This window comes from Sodaliphilus sp., assembly GCF_045598405.1.
Taxonomy (GTDB): Bacteria; Bacteroidota; Bacteroidia; order Bacteroidales; family Muribaculaceae; genus Sodaliphilus; species Sodaliphilus limicaballi.
Genome location: NZ_JAZLLZ010000187.1, coordinates 1 through 22,410 on the forward strand (window position 1 = coordinate 1; position 22,410 = coordinate 22,410).

General features: G+C 48.3%; 20 protein-coding genes. 5 read left to right on the forward strand and 15 right to left on the reverse strand.

The genetic code is table 11. The features are described from left to right. Window positions 1-259: 259 nt before the first annotated feature. The 8 genes from ACKI3C_RS12240 to ACKI3C_RS12275 all read right to left on the reverse strand — a co-directional run bounded on the left by ACKI3C_RS12240 (window position 260) and on the right by ACKI3C_RS12275 (window position 9,616). Complete coding sequence (locus ACKI3C_RS12240) at window positions 260-1,687, reverse strand: lipopolysaccharide biosynthesis protein (protein WP_407405462.1); 1,428 nt, start codon at window positions 1,685-1,687, stop codon at window positions 260-262. Window positions 1,688-1,699: 12 nt separating this feature from the next. Beyond that, a complete protein-coding gene (gene rodA / locus ACKI3C_RS12245; protein ID WP_407405464.1) occupies window positions 1,700-3,169 on the reverse strand; it encodes a rod shape-determining protein RodA in 1,470 nt (489 codons plus the stop codon). After that, window positions 3,153-5,090, reverse strand: coding sequence for a penicillin-binding protein 2 (gene mrdA / locus ACKI3C_RS12250; protein ID WP_407405466.1), 1,938 nt, complete (start codon window positions 5,088-5,090; stop codon window positions 3,153-3,155). Before mrdA ends, rodA begins: the two co-directional genes overlap by 17 nt. Next, window positions 5,074-5,592, reverse strand: coding sequence for a rod shape-determining protein MreD (locus tag ACKI3C_RS12255; RefSeq protein WP_407405468.1), 519 nt, complete (start codon window positions 5,590-5,592; stop codon window positions 5,074-5,076). Before ACKI3C_RS12255 ends, mrdA begins: the two co-directional genes overlap by 17 nt. Beyond that, on the reverse strand, window positions 5,593-6,450 hold the full coding sequence (gene mreC / locus ACKI3C_RS12260) for a rod shape-determining protein MreC (protein ID WP_407405470.1): 858 nt from the start codon (window positions 6,448-6,450) through the stop codon (window positions 5,593-5,595). A gap of 108 nt (window positions 6,451-6,558) precedes the next feature. Then, complete coding sequence (locus ACKI3C_RS12265) at window positions 6,559-7,572, reverse strand: rod shape-determining protein (RefSeq protein WP_407405472.1); 1,014 nt, start codon at window positions 7,570-7,572, stop codon at window positions 6,559-6,561. Between the two features lie 45 nt (window positions 7,573-7,617). Then, a complete protein-coding gene (purH, locus tag ACKI3C_RS12270; protein ID WP_407405474.1) occupies window positions 7,618-9,144 on the reverse strand; it encodes a bifunctional phosphoribosylaminoimidazolecarboxamide formyltransferase/IMP cyclohydrolase in 1,527 nt (508 codons plus the stop codon). A 217-nt stretch (window positions 9,145-9,361) separates the two neighbouring features. Then, window positions 9,362-9,616: a type B 50S ribosomal protein L31 gene (locus ACKI3C_RS12275; RefSeq protein WP_407405476.1), complete on the reverse strand. Its 255-nt coding sequence runs from the start codon at window positions 9,614-9,616 to the stop codon at window positions 9,362-9,364. 149 nt (window positions 9,617-9,765) lie between these two features. Here ACKI3C_RS12275 and ACKI3C_RS12280 point away from each other — a divergent pair, with 149 nt between their 5' ends. Then, complete coding sequence (locus ACKI3C_RS12280) at window positions 9,766-10,503, forward strand: tyrosine-protein phosphatase (RefSeq protein WP_407405478.1); 738 nt, start codon at window positions 9,766-9,768, stop codon at window positions 10,501-10,503. Window positions 10,504-11,230: 727 nt separating this feature from the next. On the opposite strand, the gene ACKI3C_RS12285 is transcribed toward ACKI3C_RS12280, so the two are convergent. Genes ACKI3C_RS12285 through ACKI3C_RS12315 form a run of 7 tightly spaced genes read right to left on the reverse strand, consistent with a single transcriptional unit; the run spans window position 11,231 to window position 17,778 of the window. Next, window positions 11,231-11,794 carry a hypothetical protein gene (locus ACKI3C_RS12285; protein WP_407405480.1) on the reverse strand — a complete coding sequence of 188 codons (564 nt, stop codon included), beginning with the start codon at window positions 11,792-11,794 and terminating at the stop codon, window positions 11,231-11,233. A 54-nt stretch (window positions 11,795-11,848) separates the two neighbouring features. Then, window positions 11,849-13,132 carry an NADH:ubiquinone reductase (Na(+)-transporting) subunit F gene (gene nqrF, locus ACKI3C_RS12290; RefSeq protein ID WP_407405482.1) on the reverse strand — a complete coding sequence of 428 codons (1,284 nt, stop codon included), beginning with the start codon at window positions 13,130-13,132 and terminating at the stop codon, window positions 11,849-11,851. 8 nt (window positions 13,133-13,140) lie between these two features. After that, window positions 13,141-13,755 carry an NADH:ubiquinone reductase (Na(+)-transporting) subunit E gene (nqrE, locus tag ACKI3C_RS12295; RefSeq protein ID WP_407405484.1) on the reverse strand — a complete coding sequence of 205 codons (615 nt, stop codon included), beginning with the start codon at window positions 13,753-13,755 and terminating at the stop codon, window positions 13,141-13,143. A 22-nt stretch (window positions 13,756-13,777) separates the two neighbouring features. After that, entirely contained in the window at window positions 13,778-14,401 is a 624-nt protein-coding gene (locus ACKI3C_RS12300) for an NADH:ubiquinone reductase (Na(+)-transporting) subunit D (RefSeq protein WP_407405486.1), read from the reverse strand. Window positions 14,402-14,410: 9 nt separating this feature from the next. Further along, complete coding sequence (nqrC, locus tag ACKI3C_RS12305) at window positions 14,411-15,175, reverse strand: NADH:ubiquinone reductase (Na(+)-transporting) subunit C (protein WP_407405488.1); 765 nt, start codon at window positions 15,173-15,175, stop codon at window positions 14,411-14,413. Window positions 15,176-15,193: 18 nt separating this feature from the next. Then, window positions 15,194-16,399, reverse strand: a complete 1,206-nt coding sequence (locus ACKI3C_RS12310; RefSeq protein ID WP_407405490.1) for an NADH:ubiquinone reductase (Na(+)-transporting) subunit B — start codon at window positions 16,397-16,399, stop codon at window positions 15,194-15,196. A gap of 41 nt (window positions 16,400-16,440) precedes the next feature. Then, window positions 16,441-17,778 (reverse strand): Na(+)-translocating NADH-quinone reductase subunit A, encoded by a 1,338-nt coding sequence (locus tag ACKI3C_RS12315; protein ID WP_407405492.1) that lies wholly within the window; start codon window positions 17,776-17,778, stop codon window positions 16,441-16,443. A 652-nt stretch (window positions 17,779-18,430) separates the two neighbouring features. Between ACKI3C_RS12315 and ACKI3C_RS12320 the strand changes: the two genes are divergently transcribed. Genes ACKI3C_RS12320 through ACKI3C_RS12335 form a run of 4 tightly spaced genes read left to right on the forward strand, consistent with a single transcriptional unit; the run spans window position 18,431 to window position 21,622 of the window. Next, window positions 18,431-19,285, forward strand: coding sequence for a MotA/TolQ/ExbB proton channel family protein (locus ACKI3C_RS12320; RefSeq protein WP_407405494.1), 855 nt, complete (start codon window positions 18,431-18,433; stop codon window positions 19,283-19,285). A gap of 53 nt (window positions 19,286-19,338) precedes the next feature. Next, window positions 19,339-20,028, forward strand: coding sequence for an ExbD/TolR family protein (locus ACKI3C_RS12325; protein WP_407405496.1), 690 nt, complete (start codon window positions 19,339-19,341; stop codon window positions 20,026-20,028). A 3-nt stretch (window positions 20,029-20,031) separates the two neighbouring features. After that, on the forward strand, window positions 20,032-20,718 hold the full coding sequence (locus ACKI3C_RS12330) for an ExbD/TolR family protein (RefSeq protein WP_407405498.1): 687 nt from the start codon (window positions 20,032-20,034) through the stop codon (window positions 20,716-20,718). 43 nt (window positions 20,719-20,761) lie between these two features. Further along, window positions 20,762-21,622 (forward strand): energy transducer TonB, encoded by an 861-nt coding sequence (locus tag ACKI3C_RS12335; protein WP_407405500.1) that lies wholly within the window; start codon window positions 20,762-20,764, stop codon window positions 21,620-21,622. Window positions 21,623-22,410 lie beyond the last annotated feature (788 nt).

The window sequence follows — 22,410 nt, forward strand, 5'->3', positions numbered from 1 at the left end:
GCTCGTAAGAGCTCATATACGATGCTTTGACCATCCGAAATGGAAAATCTTGCATCACCCCAAATTAACCTGCCGACTCGGGATTGACTCTCGATGAAGCAGAAATGTCTAACTTGAATGCTACTTTTTGTAGCGGAATCAGTTATTATTAAATCAGTGTTATCAGTGAGATCTGCGCGGGGATATTACCCAAAATACCATTGTTGAATAGTGGCGTCTGCAAGACGCTAATGAAAAACATAGTTTTATTCGGTAGCGTCTATCTCCTTGACAGTTTGGATTTGACTTTCCCTATCACATTGTCGCGCAAATCCTTTGAAATAAATAGACTGGCTACCGATCCTACTAGTATTGTTACCTCTATGTAGATATTAGTGTCGACCACACACGGTATGGCCCCAATTAATATAAGCAGCAAGGGTATCGTTGAGATTTTGTAGAACTGGACGCTGATGTATTTTCTCACATCAATCCATCGGCATGCGATAAGTATAATATAGGTTATCGCATAAGAGAGTATCACGCCATTTACCCCGAGAGGCTTGATGAACAAATAGTTCAAAACGACATTAATAATAGGAGCGGCTATGACTGTGGGGAGTAAACGGTGAGTGTTTTTCTCGCATTGATATATGATTTCAAAATACCCTGCTAATGCGAAGAACATGGTTGAAACGCACAACGGATAAAGGTATTTGATGCAATCAATATAGTTGTCATTGAGCATATAAGGGAATATGAGCTTGGCCGTGAATGTATATAGCAAGATTACTAATGCAAATGAGAAAATGTATCCATTGAAAATCTTCGAGAAAAATAGGTTTCGGTCTTTGCTATTATATTGTTGGATAGCATTTTCTTGCCATGTCTGCTGGAATATTATAGCAATCGTTTGTGCCACTGTTGCCAGTCGGCTTGCGACGCCATATATGCCGCTATCATGAAGGCCTATGTACTCTGTGATGAAATATCTGTTGCTGAATCCAATAAACCACCAGCAGATGCAAGCAGGTAGCAATGGAATTGAGAATTTCAAGATTTCTCGCCTCAGCTCCTTGTAGTCGCACAACTTTGGATTAAAGTATTTTTTTAGTGCTTTTTCTTTGATCTCAACGGCTACTGTCGCTATAATTCGAGCCAGTATGTTTGCAATGAAAATACCTTCAACTCCCATTGAAAGGAATTTGATTAACACAACACTGAGTATTGCAATGGCAAATGACGCTATCAAACTCATTGCAATGAAACTGCGGTTGTTGCCCAATCCTCTCACCGTTTGTGCATATACGTCGTAGAACGACATGACAATAAGCAGTGTGATTGTATAGCCCAAATAGTTAAACGGATGTATGAAATAAACGCCTATTGCTATCAGTATCGTTATCAATGAAGTCTGTAACAGTGTTTTGTTAACCAGCGTCACAATGTTTTTGCGCTTGATAGTGTCTTGCGTCTCGAGCAGAAACCTAAACGCACCGTCGCGCAGCTGGAGTGTGACGATGGGCATAAGCACAAAACATGCTGTAAGGCACAAGTCATAGTAACCATATTCGGCGGGGTCGTTTATGTAATGGGTATAAAAAGGTAAAAGCAGGAATGTCATCAGCTTTGAACCGATGACTCCTATTGAATAGACCAGGAAATCCTTGGCCATTTTTTTGCTTCTTGTTGTTTTTGTTTCGCTCATTGCTTTATCAGTTTACCATGAACCATAAGCCTTGCGGTCGGCATCGATGCGCAGCAGGATAAACAGCAGTGCCGTGAATCCCCACAACGATGAACCTCCATAAGAGAAGAAGGGTAACGGGATGCCTATGACTGGGCATAGTCCTATCACCATGCCTATGTTCACTGCAAGATGGAATATGAAATAGGATGCCACGCAGTAGGCATACACTCGGCCAAAGGCTGTGTGCTGCCGCTCGGCTATGCCTATGATGCGATAGATAAGTGCAACAAAAGCCAGCACAACAGCTGTTGTGCCCACAAACCCTGCCTCTTCGCCTATGGTGCAGAAGATGAAGTCGGTGTGCTGCTCTGGCACATATTTTAGTTTGGTTTGGGTTCCATTGAGGTAGCCTTTGCCCCACATACCGCCTGAACCGATGGCTATCTTGCTCTGGTTCACGTTGTAACCTACGCCGCGGGGGTCCTCGGCTATGCCTAGCGTCACCTTGATGCGGTTTTGCTGGTGTGGTTGCAAGATGTTGTTAAACGCAAAGTCAACCATGAAGATAAAGCTCACCGAGATACCCACAAATGCTATGGTGACTAGAATCTTGCGCATGTCATCATGAAACATTCCATAGAGCAAGTAGAGTATGGTTGCGGTGATCATGGTGAAGAAATAGAGATAGCCGTTCACCTCGATGCCAAACCATGCCAGTGTGCCCACAATGAGTGCGCTTGCTGCATAGGCTAGTGTTACATTGCGGGTGAGCGTGAATGATTTCACAAAGATTGCCAGCATTACCACTGTGAGCACCATGATGATGACAAATGCTATGAAAATGCCTAACGGAATGCCCATGAATATCACTGCGGCAAACTTGAGCACAACCACAAAATAAGTGATGGCACACAGTGCAGCAAAGAGCACGAATCCACTCATGCCTTCGCGGTAGAGAACGAAGATGAGCGAGGTATAGACTAGGGCCGAACCCGTCTCGCGTTCCAGGATAATCGATAGGATAGGGGTGATGATAATTGCTGCCGCTATTGCATAGTTGCGCCATGAATTGAGCGCAAATCCATAAGTGTCAAATAGTTTGGCAAGGGCAAGGGCAGTGGCAAACTTGGCAAACTCGGCAGGCTGTATGCTATTAGAACCTATCTTGATCCATGATCTAGAACCCTGGATATCGGGGGCAATGAATATTGTGACAATGAGCACAATGATCATGACTCCGTAAATAGGGTAGGCATAGGCTTCATATATGCGTCGGTCAAGCAACAGCAGCACCAAGCCGATGACTAGCGACAGGCCTGCCCATATAATCTGCTTGCCAGAGAAGTTGGACCAGTCGATGAGAATGCCCGTCTCGATGTTGTGTGACGCCGACATGATCGTGACTATGCCGGCTACGACCATGACCAGGTATATTATTATCGTCAACCAGTCAACCGACTTGATCAACGATGTATTCTCGTTGTCATTCCTTAGTTCCATCGTTACTTGGATTAGGTGTTTCAGTTGTTTTTTCCTCGGCGGGCTTGGCTTTTTCTTTCTGCTTCGCGCCGGGACGTCCTGCACCGTAAGCCTTGGTGCTGAAGATTGAAGTATTGCTCATCGATGATGCCAGGCCCTCGCGGGTGAGTTTGCCTGAAAGGTATTTCTCAATCATGAGTGTGCCGATGGGCACGCCGAATGTTGCACCGAAGCCACCGTTCTCTACATATACTGCCACAGCAATCTTAGGGTCGTTCATCGGAGCAAATCCCATAAATGCCGAGTGGTCACGTCCGTGTGGGTTCTGTGCAGTACCGGTCTTGCCGCAGATGTCAAGTCCGGGCACATTACCCGAGCGGCTGGTACCGCCGGTGATTGACATGCGCATGCCTTCGACTGCGTGCTCGAAGTATTCCTTGTTGATGCGTGTCTCGTGACGTTCGATGTTCTTTTTGAGCACACCCACGCCCGCAATCTTGCGCACCACGTGAGGTGTGATGTAGTAGCCGCGATTGGCAATGCATGCGCTCATGTTGGCAATTTGTAGCGGTGTGGCTAGGATTTCGCCCTGGCCTATGGCGTCGCTGATGATGGAGTTTGCTACCCATTTGCCCTCGCCCAGATTTTTGTCATAGTAGGCGCTGTTAGGGATGAAACCACGGTTTTCCCCGGGTATGTCGATGTTGAGTTTGTAGCCATATCCGAAATCCACCATGTAGTTTTTCCACACCTCAAAAGCCTTTGACGTGCTGCCATATTTCTTGCGGTTGTCGAGCATGTGCTTGAGTCCCCAGCAGAAGTAGCCATTGCATGACGTCTGGATGGCAGGTTTCAACGTGATGGGAGACCCATGGCCGTGGCAGCCCACTCTGAGGCCGCCGCTGATGAATCCGCGGTGGCAGGGATAGGCAGTGCTCAGGTTGATGACTTGTTCCTGCTCGAAGATGAGGCCTTGTGACAGCTTGAATGTCGATCCGGGAGGATAGGCACCTTGTATCGATCGGTCGAAGAGGGGCTTGAAGTTGTCGGTCCACAGGGCTGTGTAGTTCTTGCCGCGGTCGCGGCCGGCAAGCAATGCGGGGTCATAGCTGGGACTAGTCACGAGCGCCAGTATCTCGCCGGTCTTGGGCTCGATGCACACGATTGCGCCTATCTTGCCTCGCATCAGTTCTTCGCCGAACTGCTGTAGCTCGATGTCGATGGTCAGGTTCAGGTCATTGCCCGCTACCGGCTCCACGTCGTTGGCGCCATTGTTGTAGTGACCTTGTATCTTGCCCAGGGCGTCTCTGATGAGCACTTCCTTGCCTTTCACGCCACGCAGGTATTTCTCGTAACTCTTTTCAATGCCCATGTCGCCGGTATAGTCGCCGGCACGGTAGTAGTTGTCTTTCTTTATTTCTTCTTCTTTGACCTCACGCAAGCATCCCAGCACATTGGCGGCGGCGTGATAGTTATATTGCCTCAAAATGCGCTGGGCGATGAAGAATCCCGGGAAACGGTACAGTTTTTCCTGGATGCGTCCGTAGTCCTCGGGGGTGAGTTGGCTCATGAAGGTCTGCTGTATGTAAGCGCTATAATTGGGGTTCTTGCGCATGTCTTCCATGCGCTTCTCGAAATCCTCTCGTGTGATGCGCAGCGTGTTGCAAAACTCCAGCGTGTCGAGGTTGTGCACGTCACGGGGTATCATCACGAGGTCATAAGCCGGTTCATTATAGACGATGAGCCTGCCCTTGCGGTCGTAGATGAGGCCGCGCGACGGGTAGGTGATTTTTTCGATAAACGCATTGTTGTCGGCATTTTCCTTATACTGCTCGTTGCCCAGTTGCAACACGTACAACTGGAAAATGTATATGATCACGAGCACGGTGATGAAACCGCCTATGACATATTTGCGTTTCTCTAGATTATAGTTTTTTCTCACGACGTGTACTTACTAAACTATCTATACCTAAAAGCAACAGTATGGAAAGCACGCTACTGGCTCCTATGCGTTCTACTGTGAGTAGTAAGTCATTGAGCGTGAACGCTTGGATGAAAAAAAGTATTGTGCAGTAGATAAGCGCCATTGTTGATACATACTTGAAGTAGCATGTAAATCCCATCGAGTCGATCGAAGGCAATGGCGAGTTCATCTCGTCCTCGCGGGTGATGTAGAGGTTGATTACCGGCAGGCGCAATGCAGCAGTCAGCGTGCATGCCATTGCGTGCATGCCGGAAGTGTTGCCAAAGATATCTATTATCAGGCCCATTGCAAATGCCAGGCTGAACAGCAGTGCCTTGTGCATGTTGACAGGAAACCTGAAAAGCAGGTAAATGAAGATGATGGGTGTGGCAACATCAAACAATATCACCTTGTTGCACACCACTTGCAGCAGGGTGAGCACGACAAATAGTATTGCGAATTGAATGATTGATTTGTTCATTTATTTCTTCTTGCCTTCCTGTTGTTGTAAACTTTTCTCTTCAAGCTCTTTGAGTTCGTCACGCATGTTGTTTGAAATCACACGCACAGTGCTCAACTGGCTGAAGTTGGTAGTCAGTTTCACCTTGAGTGAGATGAAGCTGTTTTTAGCCGAACTTGCTTTGCTTGCCACGGTGCCCACAATCACGCCCTCGGGGAATACTGCAGAGTAACCCGTGGTGATGATGGTGTCGCCTTGTGCAAATTTCACCTGCTTGGGCAACTGCTCGAGCATTGCATACTCGGGGCTCACGCCATCCCACACGAGGTTGCCGTGGTACTCGCTGTTTTTGAGTTTGCACGACAGCACCATGTTGGGGTTGAGCAGCGAAATGATACGCGCCGAGTGGGGGCCGGTAACCTCTACCATGCCCACAATACCGTTTTGATCCACCACGCCCATCTCCGGTTTCACTCCGTCGAGTTCGCCGCGGTTGATGGTGATGTAGTTGTTGGGCTGCGAGATGCTGTTGCTTATCACATGCGACACGATAAACTTGTACTGGTTCAGTCGGGGCTGTATTGCAGTGTCGGGCAGCAGCAGTTTATATTCGTTGATCTCGTCACGCAGTTTCACGACTTCCATCTCGAGCAAGGCATTGCGTTCTTGCAAGTCCTCGTTGATGTCTTTCAGGTGCACGTAGTTAGTCACAGAGCTGATGCCCTCATACACGGTCGCGCTCACAGAGTTGGCCGATGTGAGATAGACGCTCTGCTGGTAGGGGTTGTTGTTCACGAGCATCATCAGGCTCATTATCACATAGACGATAAAAATGAACCACGGATAGTGCTTGGTTATGAATTCTAGTAGATGTTTCATTTAACGGACCTCTTGATGTGTCACCTTTATATCACACAGCAGTTATCGTGCTAGATTTTATGGCTAGCAACGACAACTGCGTTGTGTAAGTCGTTTGTGCTTAATGTTTTATCGCTTCAAGAACTTGAAGTGCTTGATATTCTTCAGTGCGATGCCTGTTCCCTTAGCCACAGCATGCAGGGGATCATCGGCCACATGGAACTGAATGCCTATCTTGTCGGTCAAGCGTTTGTCAAGTCCGCGCAGCAGGGCGCCGCCGCCCGAGAGATACACACCGTTCTTCACGATGTCGGCGTAGAGCTCCGGAGGTGTTTGCTCGAGGGCGCTGAGCACAGCAGCCTCAATCTTTGATATTGATTTCTCAAGGCAGTGGCTGATTTCCTGATAGGTCACAGGCACTTCCATCGGGAGAGCTGTCATCTGGTTAGGACCGTGCACGATATACTCCTCGGGGGGATTGGCCAGCTCGGTGAGGGCGCTGCCCACGTTGATCTTGATGAGTTCGGCAGTGCGTTCGCCCACTTTCACGTTGTGCACGCGGCGCATGTGCTCAATGATATCCTCGGTCAAGTCATCGCCTGCGATGCGAATGCTCTTGTTGCTCACGATACCGCCCAGTGAGATGACTGCGATCTCGGTTGTACCGCCGCCTATATCGACAATCATGTTGCCCTCGGGTGCAAGGACGTCAAGACCTATACCCAGCGCGGCTGCCATAGGCTCGTAGATCATGTAAACCTCGCGTCCGCCTGCGTGCTCGCTAGAGTCGCGCACGGCACGTATCTCAACCTCGGTAGAACCAGAGGGGATACACACCACCATCTTGAAACTGTTAGAGAACCAGCGGTTCTTGGCGCTCAGTTTCTTGATGAGGCCGCGCATCATCAGCTCGGCAGCTGCAAAGTCGCCGATCACACCGTCACGCAAGGGGCGCACTGTGCGGATTCCTTCGTGCACCTTGCCACGCATTTCGCGTGCCTTTTCGCCCACGGCCACGAGTTTGTTGGTCTTTGTGTCAAGCGCTACCACTGAGGGCTCGTCGATGACTATCTTGTTGTTGTGGATAATGATAGTGTTGGCTGTTCCTAAGTCAATCGCTATATCCTGCGAGAAAAGTCCCATAATTCTTTATTCTGTTTTATATTTATATTCGTTGTTAATTTTTTATCAATGTTTAAAGTGTCTGATTCCAGTCATGACCATTGCCACATCATTTTTGTTGCAGTAGTCTATGCTCTCGTTGTCGCGCACTGATCCGCCAGGCTGTATCACTGCGGTGATGCCGGCTTGGTGTGCTATCTCCACGCAGTCGCCGAAGGGGAAGAATGCATCCGATGCCATTACTGCTCCATTCAGGTCCTGGTTGAAGCTGCGGGCCTTGTCTATTGCCTGTCGCAATGCGTCAACTCGCGAAGTCTGTCCCACTCCGCTGGCAAGCAGCATTTTGCCCTTTGCCAGCACGATGGCGTTGCTCTTGCTGTGCTTCACTATCTTGTTGGCAAACAGCATGTCCTCAATCTGCTGGGGTGTTGCTGCGCAGTTAGTCACTTGTTTCAACTCGTCGGGAGTCTCAACGTGTGTGTCGCGTGCTTGCACGAGCATTCCGTTGAGAGTGGTGCGTGCCTGCAGGCAGGGCAGGGCAAAGTCTTTCATCTCCAGTATGATGCGGTTCTTCTTCTGCTTGAGTGTTTCAAGTGCTTCCTTGGTGTAGCTGGGAGCAATGCACACCTCGATGAACACCTTGTTCATTTCCTGTGCAGTCGCCTCATCGACCTCGCGGTTAGTGACGTGCACTCCACCGAATGCACTCACTGGGTCGCCTGCCAGCGCACAGTTGAATGCGTCAACCAGGGTGGGGCGTGAAGCGAGTCCGCATGCGTTGTTATGCTTCATGATCACGAAGGTGGGTTCGTCGAAATCCTTTATCAGGCTCACTGCTGCGTCAATATCTAGCAGGTTGTTGTAAGAGATTTCCTTGCCATGAAGTTGTGTGAACATAGCGTCGAAGTCACCAAAGTAGAATCCTTCCTGGTGAGGGTTCTCGCCATAACGCAGTTGCTTGCGCTCGTTGGCCGTGAGTCGCATAGCGCTATGCTCATCGTTGTCAAAGTGGTTAAAGATGTGGCTGTCGTAGTTGCTCGACACCGCAAAGGCTTCCTTTGCAAGCCAGCGTCGGTCGGCGAGTGTCGTTTCGGCATTGCCGTTGGCGCGAAGCATGTTGAGCAGGGGCTCATATTGCGACTTTGAGGCAACGATTGCCACGTCGTTAAAGTTCTTGGCAGCGGCTCTGATGAGAGAAATACCGCCAATGTCTATTTTCTCAATGATGTCGGCCTCGCTTGCTCCGCTTGCCACTGTCTCCTCAAAGGGGTAGAGATCTACGATCACAAGGTCGATGTCGGGTATTTCAAACTGGCTAGTTTGTTGCTGGTCGGTCTCGTTGTCGCGACGACTCAATATGCCGCCAAACACTTTGGGGTGCAAAGTCTTCACGCGTCCGCCAAGTATCGACGGATAACCAGTGAGGTCTTCAACTGCCTCACACTCATATCCTTGGCTTTGAATGAAATCTTGCGTGCCTCCTGTCGATAAGAATTTAACACCACATGCGTTAAGTTCATGCAAAATCTCATTTAGCCCATCCTTGTGGAACACTGAAACCAGTGCGGTTTTGATTTTTTTTCTGTCTGTCATACCCGATATTTTGTTGTAGTTGGAATTACTTTCCTTCTAAATTGCAAAATTACTACAATTTCACAAATCTTTCGCTATAAATCAGCAAATAAAACGCATTAAAAATGCTTTTTAACATATTATTGTGTTGTTGCTGCTGTCTAGGCATAAAAAATCAAGCAGCAACACCGGGGTGCTACTGCTTGTATTCGATAAAATAATCTACTTTCTATCGTGATTATTTTTTCAGGCTCTTGCCATAACGGCTGAGGAACTTGTCCACGCGACCTGCGGTGTCCACAAGTTTCTGCTTACCGGTAAAGAAGGGGTGAGATGAGCTAGTGATCTCAAGCTTTACCAGGGGATAAGTAACGCCGTCAATCTCGATAGTCTCTTTTGACGCTACTGTTGAACGGGTGATGAACACCTCTTCGTTTGACATGTCCTTGAACGCAACCTCGCGATAGTTGGTAGGATGGATATCTTTCTTCATTGCAATGTTTTGTTTATAATTATTAACTAAATGTCAGGCGGTGGTAAACGCCCAAAATTTGTAATGGCGTGCAAAGGTACAAATAATTTTTTAATCTCAAAAAATATTTTGCAATTTTCATCGTTATTATTTTAGAAAACGCGTAATTTATGTTCAATTTCTTAAGAAAAAATAAAAAACCGGTAGAGTTGTTCTACCACACCGATGTGCATTGTCACATCCTGCCAGGTGTCGATCATGGGTCTCAATCGGTCGAGCAATCGTTGCAGATGCTGGAAGCAGAGATGGAGATGGGCATCAACCGCGTGATATGCACTTCGCATGTCACTTCCGAGACTTTTGAAAACACACCAGAGACTTTGACCAATGCTTATAATATACTGTGCGATGCAGTAAAAGAAGCGGGTATGGACATCGAACTGCATGCTTCGGCCGAGTATCGCATCGATGAGTATTGGGAAAAGCAATGGGAGGCCGGTACCATCCTTCCCATGCCAGGCAAATTCCTGCTCATGGAGAACTCTTTCCAGCAAGAGTTATTGCTGCTCGACGAGCTGATGTTTGACCTCATGGTGAAAGGGTATAAGCCCATCTTGGCTCACCCCGAGCGTTATGGCTATTATTCCCGTCGCAGGCAGCGTTACGAAAAACTTCATAGGGCTGGCGTCAAGTTCCAGGTCAACTTGCTGTCGCTTGCCGGCTATTTCGGTACGGTGGCGCGTGAGAATGCGATGTGGCTTGTCAAGCATGAGATGGTTGATATGCTGGGAACCGACATGCACAACTTGGAGCACGCTCACGTAATCCAGGAATATCTCAGGTCTAAAGACTGGAGGAAACTATCTAAAGTCCTGGAACCTGAAATCATGAATGACTGGGTGAAATGACCTGTTTAGATAAACCCGGAAAGTTCATCAGGTAATGAAAAGATTTTAGATTATCATTGTGTCAGAATTTATGCTATATTGGGGCTCCTATACGAGTGAAAGATAGTATAAATTATGCCCATGAGAAGCAAGATATTCTTAATTGTTCTAATAAATTTTTGGCGTGTAGGTGGGTTCTGCTTTTTACGGAATTGGCAGGACCCACCTATTTATATTTATTAGATTTAAGTTTCGGATGTTGTCAAATATCGCCTGGCGTAGGTAAGTCGCGTACTTTTAGCACGCTTTCCCTTGGATTTCTTTAACCGGAGGTTATGCTCGCTTCGCTCACTTCACCCCCGGTTATTGATAGTTGCACTTCGTGCGACCACGCACCTATCGGCGCGATTAATACTTTATTCATATGCAAGACAGTAAATTACAACTTCCGAAACTTGAAATTAGATTAAATCATTGACGACGGAGTCGGTAACCGATGGCCGAACGTGTCGGTGGGGGGATGAAATGCCATAAACACCGCATTCAGCAGGACGCTAATAGGAGTAAAATGGTGAAACTCATGGTCAGCGGATTTTCTGGTTGGTAATTGACGACGGAGTCGTCACATTGCATCGTAACCGATGGCCGCAGGCCGTCGGAAAAGGGCATATTGCAACCGACCTCGAAGGGGTCGCACTGTGCGAAATTCAAAATGGTTTCAACAACAGACGATAAACAGACCTGATTTTTACAATTTTTCGCCTTCCACTATACAGGTCTTTATTGTGGTTTCCATGCGGTGAATTGTTCCCTCGACTAGTGTGGCTGGTACTGATTGCACTTCCTCCACAAACTCATATTCCTTGACATATTTCACCTTGTCGCGCGCTGGTTCCACTGCCGATTTAACCAGGTTATTGTTGGCGGCATCGCAGGTCACGATGAAATGCCTGCCTTCTTTGACTAGCGTCCCCAGGTAGTTATCGTGCTTTTCGCCTAGTTCGGTAGGGTCTATATCCTTGACAGTCATCATCACGCTGTCATTGCATTGGCGCAGGTCGAGCGTGAACGTGCGGCACTGGAAAGCGTTGTCGCATGTCACTTGCATTATTTGTTCCATTCCCATAGCAAGCGCAGTAGAGGACGATGTCTTGAACCGCAGCGTTTTGAATGTTGTTTCGATAGTCTTGTCGGGTAGCTTGTCTTTTTCTTCTGCGGTCAGTTGGGTCACAACCGGCACCGTTATCACAGCACTCATAGCGTTCAGCGCAATGATGCTTATAGAGATTAGTGAAAATATCAGGCGTTTCATGTTGAGTTTAATATTAAAATGGGGAAAACTTTGACGCTCTCCCCATTTGTTTGGTTAACCGAAGTTATCGTAGTGTATTGATGACGGATCCACGCCCAGTGAGTCAAGCAGTTCGTTGACAGTTTTGCTCATCATTGCGGGACCGCACATGTAGTACTCGCAATCTTCAGGCGCTTCGTGCTGCGCGAGATAGGTGTCTCGCATCACGGGAGCCACAAATCCTGCGGTATATTTCACTCCTGCCGCGTCGGCAACGGGGTCGGGACGGTCCAGCGCCAAGTGGAAGTGGAAGTTGGGGAACTCCTTCTCTATCGCCAGGAAGTCTTCTAGGTAGAACACTTCGCTCAACGAGCGAGCGCCGTAGAAGTAATGCATCTCGCGGTCGCGTGTATTCAGGGTGCGTGTCATGTGCATGATTTGTGCACGCAAGGGGGCCATACCGGCGCCGCCGCCCACCCATATCATCTCTTTCTTTGAGTCGAAGATGGGATGGAAGTCGCCGTAGGGGCCACTCATTATCACCTTGTCGCCTGGTTTCAATGTGAAGATATAGCTAGATGCTATGCCGGGCATCACATCCTGGAATCCCACCTCGGGTTTCGGTTTGAAGGGTGGGGTAGCGATGCGCACTGTGAGCATGAATCGGTCGCCCTCGGCAGGATAGTTGGCCATTGAGTAGGCACGTATTGTGGGCTCGGTATTCTTGCACTTGAGCGAGAACATGTTGTATTGTTCCCATGTGGGCAGGTACTCGCCCAGCGACTCTTTGTCGATGTCCTTGTCATAGTCCATCTCATACTCGGGGATGCGTATCTGTGCATAGGAGCCGGGGATGAAGTCCATGTGCTCGCCAGGAGGCAGGGCCACGATAAACTCTTTGATGAACGATGAAACGAGGTTGTTGCTCACCACCGTGCACTCATATTCTTTCACGCTGAGCACTGATGCGGGCAACTCTAATGACATGTTGTCTTTCACTTTGACTTGGCATCCCAGTCGCCAGTGTTCTTGTTGCTCTTTGCGGCTGAAGTGCACTGTCTCGGTGGGCAGTATCTCGCCGCCACCCTCGGTCACCTTGCATCGGCACTGGCCGCAACTGCCCTTGCCGCCACATGCGCTTGACAGCATCACGCCCTCGCTTTGCAATGCGGTGAGGAGCGACGAACCAGTGTTTACTTCTAGCTCTTTTGTTCCGTCATTGATGTTGATTTTCACTTTTCCGCTAGCCACGAGGAAGTGACGTGCCACGAGCAGCAGTATCACCAAGAACATCGTGAGCGCTAGAAATATCACAGCACTTGACATGACTGTGAGTCCTGTAGTATCAATCAGTATCATAGTTGTAATCACAATTTAATGCCCAGGAAACTCATGAATGCTATGCCCATGAGACCAGTAATGATGAATGTGATGCCCACACCGCGCAAGGGCTTGGGCACGTTGCTGTAAGCAATCTTTTCGCGTATGGCTGCCAGTCCCACGATGGCGAGCAGCCAGCCTATGCCCGAACCAGCGCCATAGACTGTGGCTGTGAGTGCCGAGCCAAAGTCACGCTGCTGCATGAACAAGGCACCGCCCAGGATGGCGCAGTTCACAGCGATGAGCGGAAGGAAGATTCCCAGCGAGGCATAGAGCGACGGTGAGAATTTCTCAACAGCCATCTCCACGAGTTGGGTGGCACTGGCTATCACTGCGATAAACATAATCAGACCCAAGAAACTCAAATCTACATCCTTGTAGCCCTCGCCCAGCCATGCCAGCGCTCCTGGTTGAAGCACGTAGGTGTTGAGCAAGTAGTTGAGCGGCAGGGTTACGATAAGCATGAAGGTAACCGCTACGCCTAGGCCAAACGCTGTCTTCACATTCTTGGACACTGCCAGATAAGAGCACATGCCCAGGAAGTAGGCAAATATCATGTTGTCGATGAATATCGACTTGATAAACAAATTAAGTTCTTCCATTGTTCTATTCTAGTTAGCGGTTTTACTTTTCTTGTAATTCGGCATTGCGTGAACGGTGAACCCAGATGATGCAAGCCAGTGTGATCAATGCCATGGGGGGAAGGATCATGAGGCCGTTGTTCTCATATCCATGTTCATAGCACCATTGGGGAACTACCTGGAATCCAAGCAATGTGCCTGATCCGAGAAGTTCGCGGAAGAATGCCACAATGGCGAGCACGATGGTGTAGCCCAGGCCGTTGCCCACGCCGTCGAGGAACGATGGCCAGGGACGGTTGTTCAAGGCAAATGCCTCGAGGCGGCCCATCAGGATGCAGTTGGTGATGATGAGGCCCACAAACACAGAGAGCTGCTTGCTCACATCATAACTGAAAGCTATGAGGAACTGCTGCACGATGATCACAAGTGCTGCCACAACTACCAGTTGCACGATGATGCGTATGGTGGTGGGGATGGTCTTGCGCATCAATGAGATGATCACATTGCTGAAAGCAAGCACCACGATTACCGACAGACCCATCACCAGGGCTGGGCCCAGGTTGGCTGTAACGGCAAGTGCCGAGCAGATACCTAATATCTGTACCAATACAGGGTTTTCCTGCGACAGCGGGTTGAATAACGCTGATTTGTTCTTTTTAGATATCATATTCTTCTATTACTCTTCTTTTACGTCTTTGTTAGTACTCTCTGTTGTCTTTTCCTCGGAAATGCCTCCCAGAAACTTCTTGTAGGGTTCAAGACACTTTGCCAGCATGTCGCTCACGCCGCGGCTGGTGATGGTGGCGCCTGTGATAGCATCTACATAGTCGCCGCCGTTGCTGGGTTTCTGTCCTTTCTTTACTACCTCTACGCTCTTGAATGCGCCTTCCTTGATGAGTTGCTTGCCATTGAACTTGTCCTGGAACTCTTGCTCGGTGATGCGTGCGCCCAGGCCCGGAGTCTCGCTTTGGTGCGAGAAATTGGTGCCATAGACGGTGTTGCCATCATCGTTGAGTGCCACATAGCCCCAGATGGGACCCCACAGGCCGGCGCCATACACGGGTATCACATATTTTGTGGTTCCGTCGTCCATCTTGGCTTCAAACATGGGCAGCTTGCGCTTGTCGGCTTCGAGTTTCATGTTGGCTGCCATATCCACATCGAAGGCTGCTCCGCGCTCTTGTGCCTTGGGGTGGCCTGCCTCGTCGGTTTCGTCAGCAAGGATATCGGCAACGATGTATTTCTCATATTTTTCTTTCACGTCGGCGTCGTTGTCGCAGGTGACGTGCAGTGCGCTCAAGATTTGCTTGCGCTTGTCGTTGGCGATGTTCTCGTCCTGCATGGGCTTGAGTGTCATGTAGATCACGGCGAGCACAGCTCCCACAAGCACCACCAGGATTGATGAGTACACGATTTGATAAATGTTGCTGTTTTTATTCATAGTCATGTCCTCCTTTCGTTATTTGGTTTTAGTGCGACCCAGTCGGCGCTTGATGTTAAACGATACCACGCAGTGGTCGATGAGCGGCGCAAACGCGTTCATCAGCAGCACTGCGAGCATTGCACCCTCGGGGTAACCGCTGTTATACACGCGTATCAGTATTGCTATCACGCCTATCAGGAAACCATAGATGTATTGACCTGCATTGGTGCGTGCTCCTGTCACGGGGTCGGTTGCCATGAATACTGCTGCAAACGCAAATCCGCCGTAGCACAGTTGTGCCACCGGGTCGATGAGCGAAGCAGGGTAGGTGGCGCTGGGGAATGCATGGGCAAGTGCTCCCATGGCAAGGCCGCCGGCAAATGCCGAGAGCATCACGCGCCACGATGCCACGCCAGTCACAAGCAGTATCAGCGCTCCGATGAGGATGCACACCATTGAGGTCTCGCCGGGAGACCCCGCAATGTTGCCAATGAAGGCGTCGCACAAGCCGATGGGGGTGCTATCCACACCTGTCAGGGAGAGGGTGTCGCCCACGTTGGTTGCCACCTGGCCCAGAGGTGTGGCGCCGGTGAATCCGTCAATGAGCTTGCCGTCGCCCATGCCAAACACCGAGTCGGTTTTGACAAAGGCTGCGTCACCGCTCATCTTCGACGGGTAACTGAAGAACAGCACAGCGCGGGTGATGAGTGCCACATTAAATATATTCATGCCTGTGCCGCCGAACACTTCCTTGGCAAAGATTACTGCAAATGCGGTGGCAATCGCAGTCATCCACAGCGGGGTGTTGATGGGGACTATCAAGGGAATGAGCATGCCGGTCACCAGGAATCCTTCTTGGATCTCCTTATGGTGAATCTGGGCAGAGACAAACTCGATGCCAAGGCCCACTCCATAACTCACCACTATCACCGGCAGCAATGCAAGCAGTCCGAATAAAAACATTGTTAACACTCCGGCATCTCCTTGCCCTATGGCAAGATAGTGCTGAAGGCCTATGTTGTACATTGCATACAGCAAGCAGGGAAGCAACGCAACCACCACGATTATCATGGTGCGTTTCAGATCGTTGCCGTCGTGTATGTGTGTGCCCGACTTACTCGTGTCGTTGGGCGTAAACAGGAATGATTCCATTCCGTCATAAACCGACTCCAGCTTTGCTAGCTTGCCTCCAGGCTTGAAGTGCGGCTTGAGTTGGTCCATTTGTTTTCTTAATAGTTTCACGTCTATATGGTTTTAATAGTGTGATACGTTGTTTGTTAAACTTATGACATCTCGGCGAGCATCTTGTCCAGACCCTCACGCACTATGCGTTGCAGTTCCAGTTTAGAAGTGTCGGCATACTCGGCAAGCGCGAAGTCCTCTGGTGCGACTTCGTAGATGCCCAGGTTCTCCATTTTCTCGATGTCAAATGCGATGATGGCCTTGATGAGGAACTCGGCATAGATGTCCATCGGTAGCATCTTGTCATATTCGCCCAGGCACACGATCGCGCGTTCGCCGCCCTTGACGCGTGCGTCCATGCGGCATTCCTTGTTGCGCTTTCCTGCCAGCCAGGTAGTGAACATGCGGTGTATGCTGTAACGGTTGGGGTTGACCGACGCCCATCCCATGAACTCATCCTTCTTGCTTATTTCAGGGATTACTGTCACTTGTCTGTAGGGGGCGCGCAACCAGCCGTCGGCAGGGGTTTTCGCACCGGTGAGCACATTGCCGTTGATGATGCGGCACTCGCTTGCATCGCACGTGAGGCGGCCTTCAAGCACGTCGTTGAGGCTGCATCCCATCACAGTGTTTATAACTATGGGTTTTTCAACACATTCGCCCACCAGGGCAACGCTTGTGTTGAAGCTCACTTGGCCGGTAGCAAATAGCTCGCCCACGCGGCACAAGGTCACGATGTCGAGGGTCCACACCACTTCGCCTTTGTTCACGGGAGCGATGTTGGCAATCTGCACGCCTGCGTTGCCTGCCGGGTGCGGCCCGTCCACGATGTGGCATTGCGCGCCTTCGACCTCGGTCTCTTCGCCTTTCTTGAAGCACACGTGCACATTGCCGTCGGTCAGGCTTTGCAATGCCTTTACGCCTTGTGCGGCATATTTCATCAAGGGTGCAGCGACACTCATCAGCGACATTGCTAGCGGAGCCGAGTCAAACGCGGTGACAAAGATGTCACGCGGACGCACCTCGGGAGAGGGCACCACGTCGTAGGGACGCTGACGCATCAGCGGCCACAATCCGCTTGCAAGCAGAGTGTCCTTCACCGGAGACTTGATGTCATGCTTTACTGTTTCCTGACTACCGTCACACTCAATAACGATTGATTCAATCTTGCGGCGTTCGCCACGTTTGACTTCCTTGACCACTCCTGCCACAGGCGACACCACCTTGATGCTGTCGTGCTCCTTGTCGTGATAGATGGGCTCACCTGCTTTCACGCGGTCGCCCTCTTTCTTGTCAAGACGGGGAGTGATGCCCTGAAAGTCGTCGGGGACAACAGCAACAACCTTCACGCTGGTTGCTTGCAGTGACTCGGCACTGCCGTCGAGCCCCCCCTTTAATTTAAGGTTAAAACCTTTCTTCAACTTTATTGTAGTCATCATTCTAGTTTAGGTAAATATCAGTTTATCAATAACCTAACTTGCCGAGTCACCGACACGGCACTTTATTGTTGCAAAGTTACTAAAAAAATCTCGGATTATAATATAAATATTATAGAAAATATTACGCTAAAATCTAGCATAAATTATGAACAATAAGTGTAATTAACCACCAATGTGCCACCCCGCGCAGATTACACTGATCTCGCTGATTTTTTTAAGGTGGGTTCTATTAATTATGTCGAGGCGTACCTTTGCCAACAATGCGCGGGGTGAAGTGAGCGAAGCGAACGTAACCCCAAGAGGATAAAAGAAGATATTCTCAGTGTCCTCTGTTACTCTGTGGGAGCCCATTTTTTTGTTTTTCGCTGGCGAAGATGGCTGGCGAAGATGACAAAAAAATCAAGAAAAAATACCACATACGTTGCATTATTGAAATAAATTTGATAAATTTGCGTTGAATTTCTAGGAACAACCAACCTTTGACTGATAATCTTGACCTGTAGTTATGAGTGAAAATGCAGTAACACAATAGGATAGAAGTCTAAAAGCTGGCACTGCCCCTTATGTGGCATGATGTGCTAGATTTTCACCAGAGAGAACTAAACTAATTAAATAACATTTTTTATTAATCTTTTAAAAACAAATTAAAATTATGGCTGAACAAACAAACATCCAGAAGCCACAACCGGTTCCCGCACCTAAGAAAGCGGACAACAAGGCTGTTTCTAGCAATGTTGGTGGTGTAAAGAACGCATCTATTGTGATTCTTGTATGCTTTATCATCGCAGTATGTTTCTTTATCTTCGTTCTTGGTAACGGCGCTAACTTCAAGGATGGCGACAACGCTAACGCTCCTCTGAACCTCGCAGGTACTATCTACAAGGGCGGTTTCATCGTGCCTATCCTGCAAACTCTCTTCCTTACAGTTATCGTTCTTTCTGTAGAGCGCTGGATCGCCCTCTCAAAGGCTAAGGGTAAAGGTAACATCGCTAAGTTCGTTGCTAATGTTAAGGCTGCTCTCGCTGCTAAGGACATTAACAAGGCTGAGGAACTCTGCCGCAAGCAGAAAGGTACTGTTGGTGCTGTTGTTTACGCAACTCTCCAGAAGTACAAAGAGATGGACAAGGACACCGTTCTTACTAAGGAACAGAAGCTCGCTCTCATCCAGGGTCAGCTCGAAGAGGCTACCGCTCTTGAGATGCCTTCTCTCCAGCAGAACCTCCCCATCGTTGCAACTCTGACAACCCTGGGTACTCTTATCGGTCTTCTCGGTACCGTAATCGGTATGATCAAGTCGTTCCAGGCTCTTTCAGCTTCTGGTGCTCCCGACTCAACCGAACTTTCAACTGGTATCTCTGAGGCTCTTATCAATACCGCTTTCGGTATCGCTACTGCAGCCTTCGCACTTATCTCATATAACTTCTACACCAACAAGATCGATAACATGACTTATGCTATCGACGAACTTGGTTTCTCAATCGTTACTACTTTCTCAGCTACTCACTAATCCTTTGCTGAGTTAAAACTTTTTTAGTAACTATTTATTAAGGTGTAAGAAATATGGGAAAAGTCAAAATTAAGAAAAAAGAGACGCGCATCGACATGACCGCGATGAGCGACGTGACTGTTCTTTTGTTGACTTTCTTCATGTTGACTTCTACATTTCTTCAGAAGGAGCCTGTAACTGTTAACACTCCTCCCTCAGTAAGTGAGGAGAAGGTGCCTGACCAGAACCTCGTTTCGGTTCTCGTCAGCCCCGAAGGTAAGGTTTACATGGCTGTCACTGGTAGTAAGGACTCTACTTACAAGAGTGAGACCGTACGTGCCGACGTGCTGAAGAACATGGCTTCGGCTTACAACGAAAAGCACCCCAACAACCCTGTTAAGTTCACTGCTAAGCAGGTGGAGGAATTCTCTAAGGTGGGTACTTTCGGTGTACCAATGAACCAACTGGCTAAATGGCTGGATATGGATATCGAAAATCGTGACAAAGCGCTCGAACAAGGCGGTATCCCAATCAACATGAATGAAGATCCAAACAATCCCAACGAGTTCCAAATGTGGATTCGTGCAGCTTACAACTCGCTTAACCCCGAGTTGCAAGAAACAATGGTGAGAGGTAAAGGTATTGCAATTAAGGCCGATCAAACTACTCCTTATAGCGTCGTTAATGTAGTTATGGACAACCTCCAGACTATCAAGATGAATAAGTTTACTTTGATGACCGCATTAAAAACTGAGGAGGAATAAGATATGGCAAAAACTAAAAGTCATCAGAAAAAATTCGATACCCGTATCGACTTCACTCCTATGGTGGATATGAACATGCTTCTTATCACTTTCTTCATGCTTTGTACTACTATGATTAAGAGTCAGACTCTCCAAATCGCCCTTCCCTCTAACGAGAAGGTTGATACAGAGGAGCAGAACAAAGTTAAGCAAAGTGAGGCTGTTACCATCATCATTGACGGTAAGCTTGATGAAAACGGACTATCTAAACCCGATGAGGGTATGCTGTTCTACTACGACGGTATGCCTCCCACAGGCGAAGAAATCCTTACTAACAATCCCATGAAGCAAGTTGAGTTCGGCAACAAGACCGGCGGCGCGCTTCCTGCGATTCGTGAGATCTTACGTGAACGTAACAAAGACGTTGTTGCTAAGATTGAACTTCTCAAGAAAGACTGGAAGGACATGAAGTTTAGCAACAAGGAAGAGGTTAACGACTCTATTTACCAAGCTAAGGCTAAAGAGATTCGCAACGACTCTACTTTGAAGCGTCCTGTAATTATCATCAAGGCAACTCCCAACGCAAGTTATGCACACGTAGTGAGCGTACTTGACGAGATGCAGATCAACAACATTAGCCGTTATCAGATCGACCGCATTGGCGCTGTTGACTCGGCTATGATGATCCTCGTTCAGGGACAGAAAAAGTAATGTGTGGTGAAAGTATTTATTAACTTACAAATGAATTAAGATTATGGCAAGAGACGTAGATCTTTCATCAAAAGAATGGTGTGACCTCGTATTTGAGGGTAAGAATAAAGAATTCGGTGCTTACGAGCTGAGAACCACTTCTGTTAAGCGTCACAACAAGGCTGTCCTCTATACTCTCATTGGTGCAGCTCTCGTAGTAGCTTCAGTATTCGGTTTCATGAAGGTTCAGCAGATTATGGCTGAGCGCAGCATTGCCGACAATGCAGAACAGGAAGAGGTACTCATCGACATGACCGAAGCCGATGAACCCGAACCCGAAGAAAACAAGGTTGAAATTAAGCAGCCTGAGGTTCTCCCCGAGGAGGTTTTGAATACCGTTAAGGTTACCGAGCTCCGCATCGTCGAAGACGAGAAGGTTAAGAGCGAGGACGAAATCAAGTCACAGGATGAACTCAAGCAGACTGAGACAGCCTTCGGTCAGAAGGATAACGACAAAGGTACTGACGACCGTAACGTTACCCGCGAACTCAAGACCGAGGTAGTTGTTGAGAAGAAGACTGAAGTTGTTGAGACTAAGAAGGAAGAAGTATTCAAGTCAGTAGAGCAGATGCCTACCTTCCCCGGTGGACCTGCAGCGCTGATGAAATACCTCAGCAGCCACATCCAGTATCCCACTATGGCTCAGGAGAACAACATCCAGGGTAAGGTGGTAGTTCAATTCGTTGTAACTAAGACTGGTGAAGTTGGTGAAGTTAAGGTAGTTCGTTCTGTAGATAAGGACCTCGACCGTGAGGCAGTTCGCGTCTGCAAGACTCTTCCCAAGTTCGTCCCCGGACGTCAGAATGGTCAGGCAGTGGCCGTATGGTACACTCTCCCCGTTCAGTTCAAACTTCAGGGCAACTGATCCCAATAGAATTTAATTATTCTACATAAAAGAACCGCAGCCATTCCGGCCGCGGTTCTTTTTTAATAAAGTAAAAAAAGATTACAATACTTTGTTGTCCGGTAAAAAAAGAAAATATTTTTATTATGATTTTTATGCTTCGCTTAGAAAATAGCTTGCTCTGCAAGCAAAATGAAATTACCTCACAGATAGTGTATTATCATTTTGAGGACAGTGTCCTCCATTTTAAGGGAGGTTCGCTGGTCGCGGCACGGGCTTTGCCCACTTACCGCTGCTCACTCCCTTGAGCACGGTTCTTGGCGTGAGCCATATAAACAAAAAAAATCATTTTCTTTTTTTATTCTATACCAAGCCCGGGTTATACCAAAGTGTCGTAACTAACAGTGTTTGAAGAAGATAGTACAACTCTCGCAACTTTAACCGGACAGCAATAATTACAAAACTCAACTTCTGGATGCCAAAGTGAATGTTGCTAATTTGTTGTCCAGTAGGACAATACCTGAATAACCCCCACCGCCGAACGTAGTGGCGGTGGGGGGCAGATGACAGTGAACCGCGTCCAGTAGGACGCTAATCGGAGTAAATTGGTGAAACATAAATGGTTTCAACATGCGAAACTTGAATTACCAGATGTTCTCACTAAATTGATTAAAGAAACCCGTTTTTCAGACCCTATACATCAAGGAACGTGGTTAGTTCCTCTATGTATTTGAGCTTTGTGATATCCTCCCATTGGCCATCCTTCTCTGTTCGCACCTTCTTGTATTTTGAGAGCATTCTGAATATCT

Excerpts from the sequence above, each read along its gene's own strand:
- purH (WP_407405474.1), bottom strand. The coding sequence starts at position 9,144 with ATGACAGACAGAAAAAAAATCAAAACCGCACTGGTTTCAGTGTTCCAC.
- ACKI3C_RS12320 (WP_407405494.1), top strand. The coding sequence starts at position 18,431 with ATGGCTGAACAAACAAACATCCAGAAGCCACAACCGGTTCCCGCACCT.
- nqrF (WP_407405482.1), bottom strand. The coding sequence starts at position 13,132 with ATGATACTGATTGATACTACAGGACTCACAGTCATGTCAAGTGCTGTG.
- ACKI3C_RS12285 (WP_407405480.1), bottom strand. The coding sequence starts at position 11,794 with ATGAAACGCCTGATATTTTCACTAATCTCTATAAGCATCATTGCGCTG.
- ACKI3C_RS12280 (WP_407405478.1), top strand. The coding sequence starts at position 9,766 with ATGTTCAATTTCTTAAGAAAAAATAAAAAACCGGTAGAGTTGTTCTAC.
- ACKI3C_RS12240 (WP_407405462.1), bottom strand. The coding sequence starts at position 1,687 with ATGAGCGAAACAAAAACAACAAGAAGCAAAAAAATGGCCAAGGATTTC.
- nqrE (WP_407405484.1), bottom strand. The coding sequence starts at position 13,755 with ATGGAAGAACTTAATTTGTTTATCAAGTCGATATTCATCGACAACATG.
- ACKI3C_RS12265 (WP_407405472.1), bottom strand. The coding sequence starts at position 7,572 with ATGGGACTTTTCTCGCAGGATATAGCGATTGACTTAGGAACAGCCAAC.
- ACKI3C_RS12300 (WP_407405486.1), bottom strand. The coding sequence starts at position 14,401 with ATGATATCTAAAAAGAACAAATCAGCGTTATTCAACCCGCTGTCGCAG.
- ACKI3C_RS12275 (WP_407405476.1), bottom strand. The coding sequence starts at position 9,616 with ATGAAGAAAGATATCCATCCTACCAACTATCGCGAGGTTGCGTTCAAG.
- rodA (WP_407405464.1), bottom strand. The coding sequence starts at position 3,169 with ATGGAACTAAGGAATGACAACGAGAATACATCGTTGATCAAGTCGGTT.
- ACKI3C_RS12330 (WP_407405498.1), top strand. The coding sequence starts at position 20,032 with ATGGCAAAAACTAAAAGTCATCAGAAAAAATTCGATACCCGTATCGAC.
- ACKI3C_RS12335 (WP_407405500.1), top strand. The coding sequence starts at position 20,762 with ATGGCAAGAGACGTAGATCTTTCATCAAAAGAATGGTGTGACCTCGTA.
- nqrC (WP_407405488.1), bottom strand. The coding sequence starts at position 15,175 with ATGAATAAAAACAGCAACATTTATCAAATCGTGTACTCATCAATCCTG.
- ACKI3C_RS12315 (WP_407405492.1), bottom strand. The coding sequence starts at position 17,778 with ATGATGACTACAATAAAGTTGAAGAAAGGTTTTAACCTTAAATTAAAG.
- ACKI3C_RS12325 (WP_407405496.1), top strand. The coding sequence starts at position 19,339 with ATGGGAAAAGTCAAAATTAAGAAAAAAGAGACGCGCATCGACATGACC.
- ACKI3C_RS12255 (WP_407405468.1), bottom strand. The coding sequence starts at position 5,592 with ATGAACAAATCAATCATTCAATTCGCAATACTATTTGTCGTGCTCACC.
- mreC (WP_407405470.1), bottom strand. The coding sequence starts at position 6,450 with ATGAAACATCTACTAGAATTCATAACCAAGCACTATCCGTGGTTCATT.